The organism is Paenibacillus thalictri (assembly GCF_004307995.1).
In the GTDB taxonomy this organism is placed as follows: Bacteria; Bacillota; Bacilli; order Paenibacillales; family NBRC-103111; genus Paenibacillus_AF; species Paenibacillus_AF thalictri.
The window spans coordinates 25,466-43,756 of record NZ_SIRE01000004.1; the positions used below are offsets into that span (position 1 = coordinate 25,466).

General features: G+C 53.7%; 9 protein-coding genes. 1 reads left to right on the top strand and 8 read right to left on the bottom strand.

All coding sequences use genetic code 11. The features are described from left to right. Window positions 1-18 precede the first annotated feature (18 nt). On the bottom strand, window positions 19-396 hold the full coding sequence (locus tag EYB31_RS04820) for an ATPase (RefSeq protein ID WP_131012155.1): 378 nt from the start codon (window positions 394-396) through the stop codon (window positions 19-21). Between the two features lie 387 nt (window positions 397-783). Here EYB31_RS04820 and EYB31_RS04825 point away from each other — a divergent pair, with 387 nt between their 5' ends. Beyond that, window positions 784-2,244 (top strand): sulfatase family protein, encoded by a 1,461-nt coding sequence (locus tag EYB31_RS04825; RefSeq protein ID WP_131012156.1) that lies wholly within the window; start codon window positions 784-786, stop codon window positions 2,242-2,244. A gap of 119 nt (window positions 2,245-2,363) precedes the next feature. Here EYB31_RS04825 and EYB31_RS04830 read toward each other — a convergent pair whose 3' ends face one another. From EYB31_RS04830 to EYB31_RS04860, 7 genes are all read right to left on the bottom strand, one after another. Continuing rightward, window positions 2,364-3,350, bottom strand: coding sequence for a Gfo/Idh/MocA family protein (locus tag EYB31_RS04830; protein ID WP_131012157.1), 987 nt, complete (start codon window positions 3,348-3,350; stop codon window positions 2,364-2,366). After that, window positions 3,337-4,368 (bottom strand): Gfo/Idh/MocA family protein, encoded by a 1,032-nt coding sequence (locus EYB31_RS04835; protein WP_131012158.1) that lies wholly within the window; start codon window positions 4,366-4,368, stop codon window positions 3,337-3,339. The genes EYB31_RS04830 and EYB31_RS04835 overlap by 14 nt, the downstream gene beginning before the upstream one ends. 13 nt (window positions 4,369-4,381) lie before the next feature. Continuing rightward, the gene (locus EYB31_RS04840) at window positions 4,382-5,440 is read right to left on the bottom strand and encodes a Gfo/Idh/MocA family protein (RefSeq protein WP_131012159.1); all 1,059 of its coding nucleotides are present in this window, start codon (window positions 5,438-5,440) and stop codon (window positions 4,382-4,384) included. A gap of 33 nt (window positions 5,441-5,473) precedes the next feature. Further along, window positions 5,474-6,211 carry an endonuclease/exonuclease/phosphatase family protein gene (locus tag EYB31_RS04845; RefSeq protein WP_131012160.1) on the bottom strand — a complete coding sequence of 246 codons (738 nt, stop codon included), beginning with the start codon at window positions 6,209-6,211 and terminating at the stop codon, window positions 5,474-5,476. Between the two features lie 127 nt (window positions 6,212-6,338). Next, complete coding sequence (locus EYB31_RS04850; protein ID WP_165452214.1) at window positions 6,339-7,178, bottom strand: endonuclease/exonuclease/phosphatase family protein; 840 nt, start codon at window positions 7,176-7,178, stop codon at window positions 6,339-6,341. Window positions 7,179-7,197: 19 nt separating this feature from the next. After that, on the bottom strand, window positions 7,198-16,035 hold the full coding sequence (locus EYB31_RS04855) for a lamin tail domain-containing protein (RefSeq protein ID WP_165452215.1): 8,838 nt from the start codon (window positions 16,033-16,035) through the stop codon (window positions 7,198-7,200). After that, window positions 16,013-18,289: a lamin tail domain-containing protein gene (locus EYB31_RS04860; protein WP_131012163.1), complete on the bottom strand. Its 2,277-nt coding sequence runs from the start codon at window positions 18,287-18,289 to the stop codon at window positions 16,013-16,015. The genes EYB31_RS04855 and EYB31_RS04860 overlap by 23 nt, the downstream gene beginning before the upstream one ends. Window positions 18,290-18,291 lie beyond the last annotated feature (2 nt).

The following is an 18,291-nucleotide window of genomic DNA, read 5'->3' on the forward strand; positions in this document are numbered from 1 at the left end:
TATATGGCCTCACACCGGCTAAATCCACGCCTTGAGGTTGATCTGCTTAATAAAATCCTGCGTCGACTGCACGTCCTTGTTGGCGTCCTGTTCGTTCAGGATCGGTTCGCCGTTCATAATGCGGCGAAACAATTCAGCGTTCTTCGTTGCAAGCGCGAAATCGATCAGCGCTTCCCGTTCCAGCCGGTCGACTTCCTGCTGGACAAGCACTTCCTCCAGCTCTATATCTATGGCGGGCACAAAAAAATGCTTGTTCATCTTAGGTACCCGGATTACGTAATCAAACACGTTGTCTGCGTTGCGGTCATAGGCAATAATATACGCGTAATCGCCGATGGGCAAATTTTGTTCGAAGCTGTCGGCGACGATATATACTTTCTGTCCTAACTTCAGCATCCGCCATCCTCCCTTCCAAAATCTGCGCATCCGCGAATGACTCTATCATAATTAAATAGAATAACCTTTTAATAGATTATTATTCATATGGTACTAAAAAAAGATAGCCATGTCCAATAGTTCCTTAACAATGCGTCAAGAATTCGCGGATTGCCCAAATTAACAGCGAGACGCTTCCAAGCTGCGGGCTAACGCAATTACTCGGCCGCTGTAAGCGAATCTTCGCCTGCAGCGGACCCCATTCTATTGGTCGGCAGAGAAAAATGCAATAAATCGTGGATCCGTGTAACGACACGGTGAAAGCATACGGCTATACTGATGGCAGGTTATGCATAGCTCCCTATTTCATTCACAATTAGCGTAAACACAAAGGAGGAGACGTAAGGGATGTCCGATCGAAAAATGAACATCGTATTGCTCATGACCGACCAGCAACGGCTCGATCACGTAAGTTATCACGGCATCGGCCGCATCGAAACCCCCAACATCCATAAAATCGCGGAAAGCGTCGGCTTCACGAACTGTGTATCCGTCAATCCGGTTTGCACTCCGGCCCGCACCGCGCTGCTGACGGGCAAATACACGCATCAAATCGGTATGGTGGCGATGTCCGGCGATCTGTCGCTGCAGCATCCCACCTATCCGCGCGCGCTGCAGAAGGCAGGCTACAGGACATACGGCATCGGCAAATTCCACTGGCTGCAAGGCTGGAAATTCGGCCGTCCGATCGGGCAGGGGCATCCGCTGACCTCGCTTAAGGACGAAATTCGCGGATACGGCTTTGATGAAGTGTGGGAAGCGTCCGGCAAGCAGCTGGTCAGCCGCAACTACTGCGACTATGCGGAACATCTGGACCGGCAGGGACTGCTGGAAGCATATCGCGAGTTTAATAGCCGCAATAAGTCAAACACCAACGAGGCCGAGACCCAGCGCTTTACCGGAGAGCCGTTCCCGTTCGGCGAAAGCAACTATATGGACATCGTGATCGCCGACCACATCATTAAAGCGATCGACAGCCGGCCCAAAGACCAGCCGTTTTTCCTGTTCGGCTCGTTTGTTGGCCCGCATCCGCCTTATGATCCGCCGCAATCGTATATGGATCGGATTCCCTATGAGGAAATTGACGATTTCCTGCCCGGGCCCAATGGTCCGCTGTCCGAGGATGCCAAGCGGCACTTGTACAAGCTTCGCCAGTCCTATAAAGCAATGATTGCGATCATCGACGAACAGGTCGGCCGCATTTGGGCCAAACTGGAAGAGCAAGGAATATTGGAGGATACGGTCATCCTGTTTACTTCCGATCACGGAGAAATGATGGGCGATCACGGCCGGGCTCAGAAGCAATCTCCGTTTCATGCCTCAGCCGTCGTACCGGCAGCGATCCGTCATCCGGACTATTTGCGCCGGGCGCTAAATGACACGCCCATCGAGCTGACCGACTTCACCGCCACCATATTGGATGCGGCCGGACTCGATCCGCAGCGGGAACTGAGCAAAGATTGGCCTGCTTTCCATGACCGGGTTCCGTGCAGATCGCTGCTGCCGATCGCTAAAGGAAGCGCAACCCGGGTGCGCGACTATGCTTTCTCCGAATGCCAGGGACAATGGCAGATGATCCAGTCGGACAGGTGGAAATATATCAGACAATTGAAATATGATGATCCGGACTGCGTACCGGAGCAGCTTTATGATTTGCAGGAAGATCCGCAGGAACTATGCAATTTGATCGGCGACCCGGCTTATGCAGAAGAAGCGGCCTGGTGCCGCCGCCGCCGCGACTATGTGCTTGACCAGACACCTGCCGCACAGCTGCGCTGGGCTCCCATCATCGGAGAGCAAAATCCATAAGGAAGAATGCCCCGGTCAAATGCTTTAATCAAGTGGTAACGAATAACCCCCGGCTGACGGCCGGGGGCTGCAATTCACCTTCATCCATTTTTATTTCATCATCCCGTAAAATAAACTGGTTAGCACATCGTTACAGGTTTGCCTGCACGGATCGAGTCGTAAGCGGCAAGCGCCACTTGGGCGGAATACAATCCGTCTTCCCCGGTAATCGGTACGCCCCGTCCCGCGCGAAGCGCATCGACAAAAGCTTCGATCAGCCCTTTGTTCATGCTGTAGCCCCAATATTTCCACTCGGTTTTCATTTTGGTGTCGCTGTATACCTCGTTTTTCTGGGAGAAGGAGTCGATCGAGATGACTCCTTCCGTGCCGATAATCTCCATCGTTACGTCACCCCAAAATGGAAACGACTTCGTTCTTGACCAGCTTGTATCGATAACGGCAAATGTGCCGTCAGGGAATTTCATATGAACCATACCGGAGTCGTCGACCGGAATGTCGTGAAACAACGTGCCCGATTCGGCGTATACCTCAATCGGCCTGCTGCCGAGCATCCAGTTCAGCAAATCCATGACATGCACCGTATGATCGAGCACCGCGCCGCCGCCGGATAAAGCCGGATCGATAAACCAACTGCCCGGCATCGTACCCCGGTTTGTTCCTTTTACGGCAATAATGTTGCCGATATCCCCGCGCTCCATAGCGGCCTTGGCTTCGACGACGGCCGGAATATACCGGCAAGGGAATGCCGTCATCAGTTGTACCTGCCGCTCCTTGCACGTTGCAATCATGCGCTGCATTTCCCCGACCGAAACGCCGAGCGGTTTTTCGCATAATACATGTTTGCCGGCCAAAGCGGCGTCTATCGTCATTTGCGCGTGATGCACATTTTCCGAGCAGATGATGACAGCATCCACATCGGTTTGAAGCAACTCGCGATAATCCGCAAAATAAGGGATGCCGTGTTTGGCCAAATGAGCTTCGACGCGTTCCCGGTTATCGTCGGCAATGGCTGTCACTTTAACGTCCGGCATGGACAACAACACGTTCAAATACGTATTGGCATGCGAATGGGCAAAACTGATCATCCCGATTTTAATTGGCTGCATAGCGCTGTTCCTCCGTTACTGATGGCGTACCAATATGCGCCGGCACGCCGGTCCGGCTGGATAATACGGCCGCCAGAGCGATCTCCAGCGCCTTATAGGCATCGTAAGCGGTCCCGTCCGGCTCCCGCCCTTGCCGCAGGCAAGCGATAAAATGCTCAAGCTGGCTCATATAGGCATCTTCGGCCCATATGGGGGCGACGGTGCGGGAACACGTTCCTGGCGCCGACGCTGCGGCTTGAGCGCCATTCTTGCGAATTCGCATCGAAGCCGCGTCGCTGCTGTTGAAGCGGATGAGCCCGCCGTTGCCGGCAAATTCCACCGCTGCGGCCATCGGTTCAGGATGGCCCATGTAGGCTTCCAGGTTGGCGATCGCACCGCTCTCGAAGCGAAGCGTGGCAAGCGCATAGTCGTGTTTGCCGGTTTTTCGGTTCATCGCATACACGCTTTTGACTTCGCCGAGCACGGAGCGGGTAATATCGATATCGTGAAGCATCCAATCGAGGATTACGCTGCCGTCATCATGAACCGCTTCTTCGGCGTGAAATGGCGCAGGACCGGTCCGCTTCATATGCGCTACGCCAACGCTGCCGATGGAGCCGCTACGGATTTCGCGCCGCAGGTTCGCATATTGCGGCAAAAACCGCATGCTTTGAGCGACATACAGCTTGACGCCTTTCTCCCGGCACACTTCGATCATCGTCTGCGCATCGGACAAATTCGGCGCGATCGGCGTATGACAGATGATGTGTTTGCCATGGAACGCCGCGATGAATGCAAACTCCTTATGCAGCGCCGCAGGCAAGCAGATGCAAACGACATCGGCCGCCGTCTCGGAAAACATCCGCTCGAACGAAGTAAAAGCTTGCGCTCCGCATCGCCCGGCGAGCTGCCCCGCCGCTTCTTCCCGCTTATCGTAAACCGCCGTCACCTCGACCTGCGGCATATTTAGAAAGCAGCTTGCATAAGCGCTTCCGGTTGCCCCGCAGCCTGCGATCACCGCTTTTATCGTTGATTCCATGAACTGGCTCCCCCTATGAAAACGTAATTTCGACGCTCTTATCCGCCGACTCGTATACGGCGCACAATATTTTCATAATTTCCACGCCGTCCTGCACCGAGCTGAGCGGCTGCTCGCCGGACTGGCAGCAAGCGATAAAGTGGTCGATTTCGTTTTGGAAGGCGGAAGTAAACTCAAATTTCAGATGATCCAGCTGCGGATGCACGTTAAGAACCGTATTGTGCTTCTCCGTAACCAGCGTCAGCTCCGGTTCCATTTCCACACCGCCTTTTTCTCCGAACAGCTTGACGCTTAGCTCGTCTTTTTTTGCATGCAGGGTAAAACTGACGTCAACCATCAAAGAAGCCCCATTTTCAAAACGGATCAGCGCGTTCGCCAAGTCCTCTACGTCGTTGCTGGCATTGTAGTCCGCCGACTTGTAGTAGGATAAGTTTTGGATATGGCTGCGGTTTCCAAGCTTGCGGTACGTATTGCCGCTGACGGACTTCACTTTCGGACGCCCCATCAAATACCAGCACAAGTCGATGACATGGACGCCAAGATCGATCAGCGGGCCCCCTCCCGAACGCTTTTTGTCGGAAAACCAGCCTCCCGGGTTGCCGAGACGGCGCAGACAAGACACTTTTGCATAATAAATGTCGCCAAGCTCCCCGGCGTCGATAAACTGCTTGGCCACACGTGTCGTATTGGCAAACCGCCGCACAAAACCGACCTGCAGCAGCTTGCCGCTTTCCTTCGCTGCCCGCTCAACCTGCAGCGCCTGCTCGACCGTTTGTGCCAGCGGTTTTTCCACCAGCACATGTTTGCCCGCCTGCAGCGCCTCCATGGCGATTTGAGCGTGTGTGTCGTTCCAAGTGCAGATGCTGACCGCGTCTACAAGCGGGCTTGCCAGCAGCTCACGGTAATCCGTGAATATATGCTCGATTTCATATTTCTCCGCTTTTTCGCGCGCCCGCTCTTCTTGAAGATCGAAGATAGCGACTAGCTTGGCGTTGGCATTGTTTTTATATGAATTCAGGTGGGACACGGAGATTGAACCGGCTCCGATGACCCCTACGCGAACAGTGTTCATTGTTGTCGGGCTCCTTTAAACGGTCGGATGAATTTAGAATTGCAGTACGGCTGTTGGCGGCAAATGATCGGAAGCAATTGTGTCGATGATCTCACTGCGAACCGCCTCCATATTTTTCGAGAAAAAAATGTAGTCGCCTTGGATGGACGGCTGAGTGACCGGGAAGGTGTAAGCATCTTCCCGGCCTTGAAATGCTTCTGCATAATGCTCAAACATCGGCTTCATTTCCGTCGTTTTAGGCCCGGCGTTGAAATCGCCCATAAAAATATGGGAACCGCTTTGCCCTTGCGCGATTTCCACGATTTTTTGGTTTTGCAATAGGCGTTCCTCTACGCTTAACGCCAGATGTACGCTGTACACATGGACGGTTGCCGCTCCCACTTGAATCGTGGCCTGCAGCAATCCCCGCTGCTCGCTATCCTCTTCCAGCTTGGGCAATGCGTGGTGGCTGGACGCGGCAATGGGGTATTTGCTGAGCAGCGCCAGGCCGTATTGCCTGCGCTGTGTACGGCCTTCGGCCGGCGCCCGGTCCAAATTGGCGGCAAAAACGCAATGCATATCCAGCAATTCGGCCAGCGTTTGCGCCTGATCGGCATATTGGCTGCGCTCGGACCAATGTTTGTCCACTTCCTGCAGCGCGATGATCTCCGCTCCGGCTTGCTTGATGACGCCCGCGATCCTTGCCAGATCAAGCTTGCCGTCTTCCCCTACGCCATGATGAATGTTATAAGACAATACGTTGACCGATTGTTTGTTGCCTTCGGTATTCATGTCGGTTCCTCCAGCTGAATGAAATATGGATTCTCTATCGCCGGAAACCGGACGGAAAGAAAGAAGATCCCCCGTCCGTTCTCCTCAGCCCCAAAATCGGGCCGCCTTGGCGCATTCAATGTTTAATCTAATCTGTCACTTTACCCTTAATGCGCAGCTGCGCGGTAACCGGCAGATGGTCGGATGCAATCGTCTGCAGCACTTCACTGCTAAGCAGCTCAAAATCGTTGTTAAACAAAATGAAGTCGATCTGCGATGCCGGTTTGGACGTAGGCGCAGTTAACGCGTTTTTGCCGCGAAACGCCTCATTATAATTTCTCATCAGCGGCCGCATCTCAAACGTGTTGGGTTTGGCGTTAAAATCGCCCATAAACACGACCGGACCACTCTTTTTGCCGGCAATGCCGGCCAGTTCCTTAATCTGCACAACCCGTTCTCCGGCGATGATGGACATATGTGTATTAAACACCGTGATGTCGGTGCCGCCTACATCAATCGTCGCCTCCAGCAACCCCCGTGGCTCGCTGGAATCTTCAATTTTGGGCAGCGGATGGCGGCGGCTGTCTTTAATCGGGTATTTGCTCAGTACGGCCGTCCCGTACTGGCGGGGTTCGGACTGGCCGTTCCCCGCAGTTTGCTCCAAATTTGCTATAAACGCATACTCCATGCCAAGCAGCTCCGAAAGCTTCTTCGCTTCATCCAAAAATTCGCTTCGCGCCGACCAGTTGTTATCGACTTCCTGCAGGCCAACGATCTCTGCATTGGATTTCTTGATCACATCCGCCGTCCGGTTCAAATCAAACTTGTCGTCGTCGCCTTGGCCGTGACGGATGTTGTAGGACATGAAGCGGACGGTTTGGGCGGCCTGTTCGCCGCTTTCCGATTCGGCAACAGCCGTCTGGACAAGCGCATGCGATATAGACAGTACAATAAGTAATGAAACAAGTGCTTTTATCTTTGCTTTCATTCTTAGCCTCCAGACCTGCCTATTCATCCTGCAAATACTGAACAAAACGCATCATTCGTTTGACCATCGCCGCCGCTTGAGCGCGGGTCGCGTTATCGGCCGGAACAAAGGTGTCTTCGGTCATACCTTCGATAATGCCCGCCTGCACTGCTTCAGCTACTGAAATGCGGGCCCATTCGCTGATCCGGTCTTTGTCGCTGAAAGACAAAGCCGCTTCCGACAATTCGCCGCCGTGACCGGCAATACGGATGGCACGGACGATCATGCTGGCCATCTCTTCGCGGGTGACTAGCGCATCCGGTTTAAAGGTGCTGCCGTCGTACCCCATGACAAAACCTTTCTCGGCCGCCGTCTGCACTGACGAAGCGTACCACTGGTCAGCCCGGACATCTTGGAAGGCCGATTCTTCATCGGGCGCAATTCCGGACAACCCCAATGCATTCACCAGCACCGCCGCAAATTCGGCTCTTGTGATGCTTGCATCCGGAGAGAAGGTTTGTTTGGCAAGACCGTTTAATACTTGTAATGCGGCCAATTGCTCGACAACGCCTTGAGACCAATGCTCCTCGATATCGTCATACGTTTTCGTGGATGATACTGCGGCGTACATGCTGTTATGCGTATTGGTCATCGTTACGTACGTGTTGCCGTCCGCTTCCTCGCGTTGCGTCGAAGGCACAAAATGCAAGCCGCCATCCGGGGAAACGTAAGTGCCCGTAACTGTACCGGTATGAGCCAAACCTTGAAGCATCAACGTGCGGGTCACTTTATAGCCGCCAAAATCGTTGATTTCGATCATTTTGCCGCCCGCTTCGGCATAAACCGTGAAGCTAAACGCGTCCGTTAGCAGCACCGCATCGCTTTGCGAAGCCGCATTTCGCGTTTTCTCCTGCTGCTGATCCGGTACGGAGGAAATCATAATGCGAATGTTCATCTTGTCCAGCGCGACGCCCAGCTCTGCGGCCTTCGCCTGCAAACCAAGCGCTGCCAACGGGAGGTGGAAAGACACCCCGTTTTTATAAATGGCGATACCTCTGTTGTTTAGGCCGCCTTTGCCTGCTTCCAATGCCCGCGAAGGCAAGATAACTTCGACGGCACTTTCGTTCCCTTTGTAAGAGATGGCCACATACCTGTCGTTATCGCTTAATCCTTGCAGCGCATCCCGCAGTTTGGCGCTGTCGACGCTTAGTCGGGCGACATTTTGCCCCGCATCGTTTTTCACCGCCGATACCGAATAGGCGTCCGATTGCAGCGTCGTCTTATCCGGAGCAGTCACCGGAGGTACGTAGGACGGACCGCTGTCCAGCGCCGGATCGTATTGCGGCCGCGTCCTTGTATCTGCGATGTCGACCATCACGTTTAGCGAATAAACCTGCGTGCCGTAGCTGGCTCGAAGCGTCGTCAGCCCCCTGCTCTCGGCTGTGAGACGATTGCCGTTGGTTACTGAAACAATCTCCGGATTATCGCTGGTAATGGAGGATAACGACGTGACGTCGGTATCTTTTTTGCCGTCGTATTTCAGCACGGCTTTGGCCGTTGCGCTTCGTCCCATCCACATGAGCGCCGGCACACCGTCGAGGAAATATCCGAGACTGACATACGGACTTGCGTAAACCGGCGACATCAGCGGAATTTCTCCTGCCGGCTCGCCGTTTGCGCCTTTGAGCACGCCGGTAAGCCTGAATTCGTAGGAACCGCCGTTTCTTAAGCCGCTGACGTTATAAGAGTAAGTGCCATACGTCACCGTCACGACGGAGGAAGTCACCGCTTGTCCGTCCTTGTACACCTTGTAGCCAAGCAAATCAAGGTTCAGCGAATCCCATTTTAAATCGACGGTCTGATCGCCGGGAATTGCCAGGAAACCTGTCGGTACTTGCCCTGCCGCGAGTTTGCCGGGGGTTGGAACCTGGTTCAGCGAATCGGGATTGCGCCGCTCCATCAGCCTGCTATCCGCGTCCAGCCCCTTCTCCGGGTAGTAAAATATGACGCTTTGCTGCAGCTTGTTTTCCGTTCGGGCGTAATCGCATGCCGGCAGCGTGGTCGGCACGTATTGGCAGCTCCCGGTTCCCGCCCCGACGTTGTAGGCCGCCATGTTGAGCCGGTTGCCGGCAGGGGCGGCAATCGCGACAAACCGCTGGGCCGCGTTATCCAAACCTTCATTGGTACCAAGCTTGGCGTAAACAAGCTGGTCTTTGGTCAGCGACGGATCGTACTCCGCAATAAACTGTTCCGCTTTATAACCGGTGAATTGCGTTTTGATCAGCCAGACGACTTTGGTGGAATAAGGCTGGACCATCATATTGGTCGGCGCGCCGTTGATATCGTCCATTGCCATGATGCTCCACTGCTTCATAGCTCCAGTCCAAGGCTGCGCAATCGCCGGATTCGTGTAATAGTTCAGCTTGTAACCCGTCAAATCAATCGGCTGATTTGTCGTGTTGTACAACTCGACATATTCGTACGGCTCCCCTGCTGCTTTCGGCGCCGCCATAATTTCCGTAATTAGCAGCGGTGGAACGGGAACTTCCGGTTTTTCCTCCGGCTCTTCGGTCGGAGGTGTACCGATGTATGTTTTGACCCCGATGCTTTCCAGGCCTAATGCACCTACCGTCGATAAAATAAACGTATAATTCTCATATACAAGTCCGGTTACAGTTGCCGTGGTCGTGCCTTTCGGAACCGGTCCGGCTACCTTCACCAGATCCTGGTTGTAAATATTGACGTACAAATAATCGGGTTTGCCTCCCAAGTCAGCCGGTTCGGTCCAACTGATCGCTGCTTGCGAGCCGCTTCTGACCGCAGCCGGATTCAGCACTTCCGCCGAAAACGGCGGTTCTTGTCCGGCGCTTAATTTGCCGGGTGTAGGCGCTTGGTTGACCGAACCGCTTCTGCGTTCCATCATCTTGCTGGTCGCATCCAGACCATCTACAGGGAAGAAAAAGATGACGCTTTGCTGCATCGTATCCGTCTTGTTGTAATCGCAGTAAGGAGCCGATCGGTAAGCGCAGCTGCCAGTACCCGCATTGACGTTGTAAGCGGCCATGCTCAGCCGGTCCTGCGCCGGATCGCCGCCGGGTCCCACAATCGCGACAAATCGCTGCACCGCATTGTCAAGCCCGTCGCCGCTCCCCAGTTTGGCGTATACAAACTGGTCTTTTTTCAGGAACGTGTCAAACTCGGCGTTAAATTGATCGACCGTTACATTGCTGCTTGACGGCTTGATCAACCAGACGATTTTGGTGCTGTGCGGCGCGATCGTCATATCGGTTGTTCCGCCGGTGATATTGTCCATCGCGACGATGTTCCACTTTTTCGCGCTCGGGTCCGTCCAAGGCTGGGTTAACCCCGGATTCGTGTAGTAGTGGAGCTTATAGCCGGTCAAATCAATCGGCTGATTTGTCGTGTTGTATAACTCGACGTATTCGTAAGGTTCGCCCGCCGCTTTCGGAGCTGCCATAATTTCCGTAATCAGCAGTGAGGCTGCCCCTTTCGCACCCGGATCGACCGGGGGCTGCTGATCCGTTGCGAGCAGCGACTGCATGGAGATAAGCCGCATCGTATCGATCGGGTATTTCCCGTCCGCATACTCCTGCGCGCCGGATTCGAACAGCACGTATAAGCTGCCGTTGCGTTCAAAAATGCCTTCGGACATCGGCGGCATCGTCAGCGACTTCAGCTTATTGCCGCCGTCCATGTACCAGATCGGCACCGCAGCCGCTCCGAATTTGGCCGTTTGCGTATGCTGCGCTTCGGTCAATGACCAGTTGTAGACCAATAGCGTGCTATCGTTATTGCGGCCGTATGACCGGCTTAGCACGATTTTGTTTCCGGCCACCGCCATGCCTTGAATTTCTTTCGGTATGGACAAGATGTAGTCCGGGATCGCCACGCCGTCAGGGCCCGATAGTTTTGCCGGATCAATCCCATCTCCAATCAGCTTGTAGCCGGCCACCCATGCGGGATTTTCCGTCTGATCGCGGTTGGTCATGTGATGCGATGCATCCGTCGGATAATCCGAGCGGGCAAATTCCCCAACCCACAATACGCCGTCGGCGTAAGTGACAAAAGATGCGTTGGTCTCCACCTTTTGCTGTTCCGATAATATCAGCTTGTCGCCGTCTTCCGTATCGATCACCGCTTGCAGCGCGACCGGGTACACCTTGGAACCAGAAGCGATCCACAGCCGGTTTTGACTGACGGTAAGTCCTCCGGCATGTCCCGTATACGGGGTGGTGCTATTTTCGTAAAACTGCAGTGCTTTCACAAACCGGCCGGTTGCCAGATCGATCACAGTAATGCCGCTAGGCTTGCCGTCGCTGCGGTAATACGATACGAGCATCCAGTTTTTGGCCGGCACATAAGCTGCGCCTTGAGGAACAACTCCTTGCTTCAAGCCGGGAATAACCGGGCCTTCCTGGCTGACAAGATTGAAGTCGCCGTAGGCTGTTACGCTTTGCGATAAAGTATCAAACACCGCTTTGGCGATCACCTTTGTTCCGGTGCCGTCCGGATGCACGTTATCCGGGAAATGGTCCTGCATGCCGCCGGTCACCGAATAGACATCGATATAGGAGGAACCGGTCTGGGCTGCCGCTTCTTTAATCGCAGGGATCACTTCGTTTTTGACAAAGGTGTCCGTAATGTTGAACCCTCCCGCACCGTATACCTTCGGAGGCAGGTTTACAAACACCTTCGGATGCGATGGCAGGTTCTTGTATTGGTTGATCATATCGACGTAATCGGCGACAAATTGGCTTTTGTAAGCCCAATTTTGCGGCTTGGAGTCGTTTGAGCCCAACATGATAACGACGATGTCGGGATTCCAGGTTTTGCTCTGCTGATACTCCGGCGTATTCCAATACGAGCTATCTCCTTGCTTCAGCAGCGTAGTGCCGGATACCCCGTAATTTCTCACTTCAAAATCGTTGCCAAGCAATGCCCCGAGATGCTGCGGATACGTTGGTACGACATTTGTATTGCGGGTAATGCTGTCTCCGATCGCAGCCACCTTTACTTTCGGAAGCCGCAGGTTCAGCGATTCCTGTGTGATACCCGAGCCCAGGTTGTCCCCTACTTTGACACCGGTGCTTTCAATGCCCAGGCTGCTGACCGTTGCGATCGTAAAGGTATATTCGGCTCCTACCATAAGCCCCGCAACCACAGCCGACGTGGTGCCTTTGGCAATCGGCCCCGCTGATTTGGCCCCCGTTTGGTCATACATGTTGACAAAAACATAGTCCGCTTTGCCGCCAAGATCGGTCGGCTCCGTCCAGTTCAGCGTGGCCTGGGTACCGCTTCTCACCAAAGCCGGATCCAGCACATCAGCGGGAAGCGTCGGCTCCTGTCCGGTACTCAATCTGCCGGGTGTCGGCGTCTGGTTGATCGAAGCGGGCACTCTACGCTCCATCATTTTCGATATCGGATCAAGACCGGTTGACGGGAAAAAGTAATTGACGCTTTCCGTCGACGTTGCTGTTTTGTTAAAATCGCAATAAGGCGCTGCGCGGTAAGCGCAAGTTCCGGTTTTGGTGTTGCCGGCGTTGACGTTGTATTCCACCATGCTGATCCGGTCCGCTGCCGGATCGCCTGCAGGGGCAACGACCGCCGCAAAATGGTGGTGCGTATTGTCCAAACCTTCGCCGCTTGCAAGGTCGGCATAGGCGAACTGGTCGCTTGTCAGCGAGACGCCGAACTCCGTGTTAAACTTGGCTATCGTATTGACGGTTGTTCCCAAAGGCTTCACAAGCCAAACCACTTTAACGGCATGCGGCCCGACGATCATGTTTGGCGTTCCGATATCGCCGATGTTCTGGCTGTTCATCGCCTTGATTTTCCAACGTTTCGCCGCCGTATCCGTCCATGGCTGCGCCAGCGAAGGATCCGTATAATATTGGATTTGATAATTCGTCAAATCGATCGGGTGGCTTGTCGTATTGTACAATTCCACATATTCGTAAGCCTCGCTTGACTTCGGAGCCGCCATAATCTCCGAAATGAGCAGCGACGGCGTCGTATCGTGCTTGAACCGCAATGCCGCGAAAGGCGGCAAATGATCGGATGCTTTGGATACGATCACTTCGCTTTGCATCACTTCCATATCCGGAGAATAAAAAATATAATCGCTTTTAATCGTCGGGTTGGTTACCGGATATGTATAAACATTGGCAGCACCTGCAAATGCTTCCCGGTAGCGGCTCGCCATCGGGCGCATTTCCGCCGTATCGGGTCCAGCGTTAAAATCCCCCATTACGATTTGCGGACCTGGCTTAGCGCCTGCAATCTCCACGATGTTTTGCGTTTGCAGCAGCCGTTCTTCCGAGATTAACGACGTATGCGTGTTGTAAACGTTCATTTCCGCGTTGTTGACGCGAATGGTCGTTTCGAGTAAACCTCTTTTTTCATTCCCTGCGGTTAATAACGGCAATTCATAATGATTGGATGCGAGAATCGGATACTTGCTTAACGTAGCCAATCCGTATTGTCTTACCGCAGTTTGACCCGACTCGGGCGGAAGCTCCAAATCGGCGGCAAACACCACATTCATATGAGTCAGTCCGGCCAATTGCTGCGCCTGATCGGCGTATTTGCTCCGGTCCGACCAATGATTGTCGACTTCCTGCAGCGCGACAATATCGGCGTCCGATTGTTTAATGACATCTGCGATCCGGCTGAGATCCAGCTTGCCGTCTTCGCCTACCCCGTGATGCATGTTGTACGACAATACTCTGACTGCGTTCGCTACGCCGAGGCTTTCCACTCCCGCGCTGCTGACGGTCACCAGTTTGAACGTATCATTAAGACCGTTCACCGGTCCCGTAATGGTTGCGGTTGTCGTGCCTTTGGCGATCGGCCCCGCTACCTTGACCCGATTCTTGTCGTATATGTTCACATAAACGTAGTCCGCTTTACCGCCCAAATCGGTCGGCTCCGTCCAGCTCACCGTGGCTTGTGTGCCGCTCACGGTCACGGTCGGATTCAGCACCTCGGCCGGGAGCGCCGGCTCCTGTCCGAGACTGGCACTTAGCACGCCGGGCGAAGGGATCTGTCTGTTTGCTTCCAGCAGATCGTTTGCTCCGCCGCGAGCTTTGGCCACCCGCTGCATCATACGTGTCGTTGCATCCAGTCCGGCCGCAGGGAGCATGTATTCAACGCTTTCCGAATAATTGGCCGTTTTATTAAAATCGCAATATGGAGCCGCACGATATGCGCAAGTAGCAGTTTTGGAATTGCCCAAGCCGGCATTGTAATCGATCATGCTGAGCCGGTCCGTCGCCGCATTGCCGCCGGGACCAACAATCGCTACATAGATGTGGTGCGTATTGTCCAAACCGTCGCCGCTCGGCAGATCCGCATAAACAAATTGGTCGCTGGTCGGCGTTATTGTGGCATCGTCTTTAAAGGATGCATACGCTGCATACTCGTTTAAAAATTTGTCTATCGTATTGTTGCTGCGTCCCTGCTTGACCAGCCAGACGATTTTGACGCCATGTGGCGCAATCGTCATGTTTGTTACGGAGCCGGTGATGCCGTCCATCGCCTTGATTGTCCACTTTTTCGCTGCCGGATCGGTCCATGGCTCGGCCAATGAAGCATCGGTATAATAATGAACCTGATAATTCGTCAAATCGATCGGCTGGCTTGTCGCATTGTACAGCTCCAAGTATTCGTAATCGTCGCTTGTTCTCGCCGCCGCCATAATCTCCGTAATCATCAGCGAAGCCGGTGCCGTACCGCTCGTAACCGGGAGGTTCGCGGTTTGCTTCACGCCAACGCTCTCCACGCCTGCACTGCTGATTGAAGCTATCGTAAACGTATAATCGCTGTAAACGAGATTTGTGACGGTAGCCGACGTCGTGCCTTTCGGAATCGGGCCTGCTACTTTGTTGGCATCTTGGTCGTATATATTGACCGATACGTAATCCGGTTTGCCGCCCAAATCAGTCGGCTCCGTCCAGCTAAGCGCAGCTTCTGTTCCGCTGCGGATCGCTTGCGGACTCAGTACATCGGCCGGGATCGGCGGTTCCTGTCCGGCATTTAAGACGCCAGGGGTCGGAATCTGGCGGTTGGCTTCCAGCAAGTCGTTTGCTCCGCCCCGGGGTTTAATAATCTGCTGCATCATACGTGTCGTCGGATCCAAGCCTGCCGCCGGAAGCAGATAATCGACGCTTTCCGCGTAATTACTTGTTTTATTAAAATCGCAATACGGAGCCGAGCGATACGCGCAAGTCGCCGTTTTGGAATTGCCCAAATTGACATTGTATTCGACCATGCTGATGCGGTCGGATGACGCATTGCCGCCCGGACCTACGATCGCCAGAAAATGGTGGTGCGTATTGTCGAGGCCATCGCCGTTTGCCAGATCCGCGTAAACAAACTGGTCGGCCGTCGGCGTTTTGCTGGTGTCGGTTTTAAAAGATGCATAAGGTTGATATTCGGCAATAAATTTGTCGAGCGTGTTATTCGCTTTACCCTGCTTTACCAGCCAGACGATTTTGACGCCATGCGGCGCAATCGTCATGTTTGTCGTGCCGCCGGTAATGCCGTCCATCGCCTTGATCGTCCACTTTTTTGCCGCCGTATCCGTCCATGGCTGAGCCAGCGTCGCATCGGTATAATAATGAATCTGGTAATTGGTCAAATTGATCGGCTGGCTAGTCGTGTTGTACAATTCCAAGTATTCATAATCGTCGCTTGTTCTCGCCGCCGCCATCATTTCCGTGATCAGCAGCGAGCCAACCGCAGGCGCGGGCGCAGCTTCGGCAGGAGTCTCGGGCAGCGCTGTAAAGTTGAATACCGACCATACTATCGAGAACAGCGCCGTCCATGTGATCCATTTATTCCGTGTCTTCGTCAACATCCGTACCTCCCTGCACATTCGTCATGCCGCCATTCCCCTTCGGCGCTTGATCCGCAGCAGAAGACGCCGGTATCGCCGCTTTCTCTTGAGAAGGAGCTGTCACCTGGCCCGGTTTAACCGTGCCCGGCGTCGGTTTTTGGTGCGCCGAAGCCCCGTCTTTTCGCTGCATCAGCTTGCTGGCTTGATCAAGTCCCGTTTCGGGATAAAAATAATCTACGCTTTCCGACGAAACATCGGCTACTTTAGTGATGTCGCATGCCGCTTCACCCGGTTTGGCTACATATTTGCACGACCCGCCGCCTGCCGCCGTATTATAAGCAGCCGCGCTGATACGGTCGGCGATTTGATCTCCCTGCGGACTGACAAGCGCCACATAACGCTGCACCGAATTGTCCAATCCTTCGCCTTCGCCAAGCTTCACATACACAAACTGTGAAGGCTGCAGGGCGGTCCCGTATTCTTCGTTGAAATCCGGCACGCTGAGCACTTCGCCATAGCTTTTTTTCAGAAGCCACACTACTTTGACGCCGCCGGGCTCAATGATCATATTGGTTTTTCCGCCGGTCACCTTATCCGAAGCAACAATGTTCCATTGGGATACCTTTGAGGTCCAAGGTTCCGGACTTGTCATATCCTTATAGTAATAAAGCTTAAAACCTTTCAAATCGATCGGCTTGGAGGACCGATTGTACAATTCCACAAATTCGAAAATTTCCGCTTCGGTTGGTGGTGCGGGCGATATTTCCGTAATCAGCAAAGCGTCCTGCAGATTTTCGATTTTGTACGCTTCCATATCAACGGTTTTGCCGTACGCTTCCGCTTGAGCGGGAGCAACTATACCCGGAGTTGGCTTCTGATGGGTCGATTCTCGGCCCCGGCGCTCCATCATCCGGGTGGACGGATCCAGTCCGACCAGCGGGTAAAAATAGTTTACGCTTTCCGCCAACTGGTTGGCTCTCCGTGCAAAATCGCAAGCCGCCTCGTTGGCTTTGGCCGCATATTTGCATTTGCCGATACCGGCTTCGTCATTGTAGGAAACCATGCTGATACGGTCATCAGCCGGATCGCCGCCGGGCCCCACGATGGAGACAAAGCGCTTCTGGTCGTTAGCCAGACCTTGTCCGGCGCTTAACCGCACAAATACGAACTGGCTGCCGTCCAGATTGCTGCCGTATTCTTTATTGAAATCCTGCAGCGTACCTTTGAAATTGCGCTTGATAATCCAGACGATTTTGGCGTTTTTCGCTTTGATGCTCATATCGGTTTTGCCGTCAACCAGCGTATCCATCGGCACAATATCCCATTTAGTCGCCTGGGACGTCCAGGGGGTCGCGCTGCCTGCGTCCTCATAGTAATACAGTTTATGGCCGGTCAGATCGATATCGCTTTCCGTCGGATTGTACAGCTCGATATACTCAAAATGCTCGCCGTCCGTCTTTGGTGCAGCGACGATTTCCGTAATCAGCAGCGAATCTGCCGATACTTCCGTTGTTCCCGACTGCAATATTTGGCCGGGAGTCGGTTTTTTATGGAGCGAATAAGGCTCTCTGCGGTCCATCAGCTTTGTATCGGGATCAAGCCCCTTCTCCGGGAAAAAGTAGATGACGCTTTCCGCCGCTTGCCCTTCTTTCCGCACAAAATCGCACGGCTTTTCCCCGGGATCGGGAGCGTATTTGCATTTGCCCGTTCCGGCCTTGACGTTGTAAGCAGCCATGCTGATCCTGTCCTTCACCGGGCCGCCTCCCGGCCCAATCAATGCGACGTACCGCTGTTCGTCGTTAGCCAGCCCTTCATTTTGGCCTAATTGCACATATACAAATTGGCTGCCGTCCAGCTCCGTGCCGTATTCTTCGTTAAACTGCCGGATCGTGCCGCTGAAGCCTTTTTTGAGCAGCCATACGACTTTGGCGGTTTGCGGTTTGATCGTCATATCCGTCTTGCCGCCGGTGATATCGTCACGCGCGACGATATCCCACATCACAACGTCCGAGGTCCATGGCTGCAAGCTTTGCATATCGGTATAATACGCGATCTTGTAGCCCGTCAAATCGACGGGCCGGTCTGTGGGGTTATATAACTCCACATATTCAAAGGCTCCCCCTTTCGCCTTAGGAGCCGGGACAATTTCCGAAATGTACAGGTTATCGGCGCTTGCTGCCAGCGAGGTTTGGGGAGCGGGCATAATCTGCGCAGCGGACAACAGCACGGCAAAAAGCATGATTGCAAAACATATTTTCCATAACCGGGAATTCAACT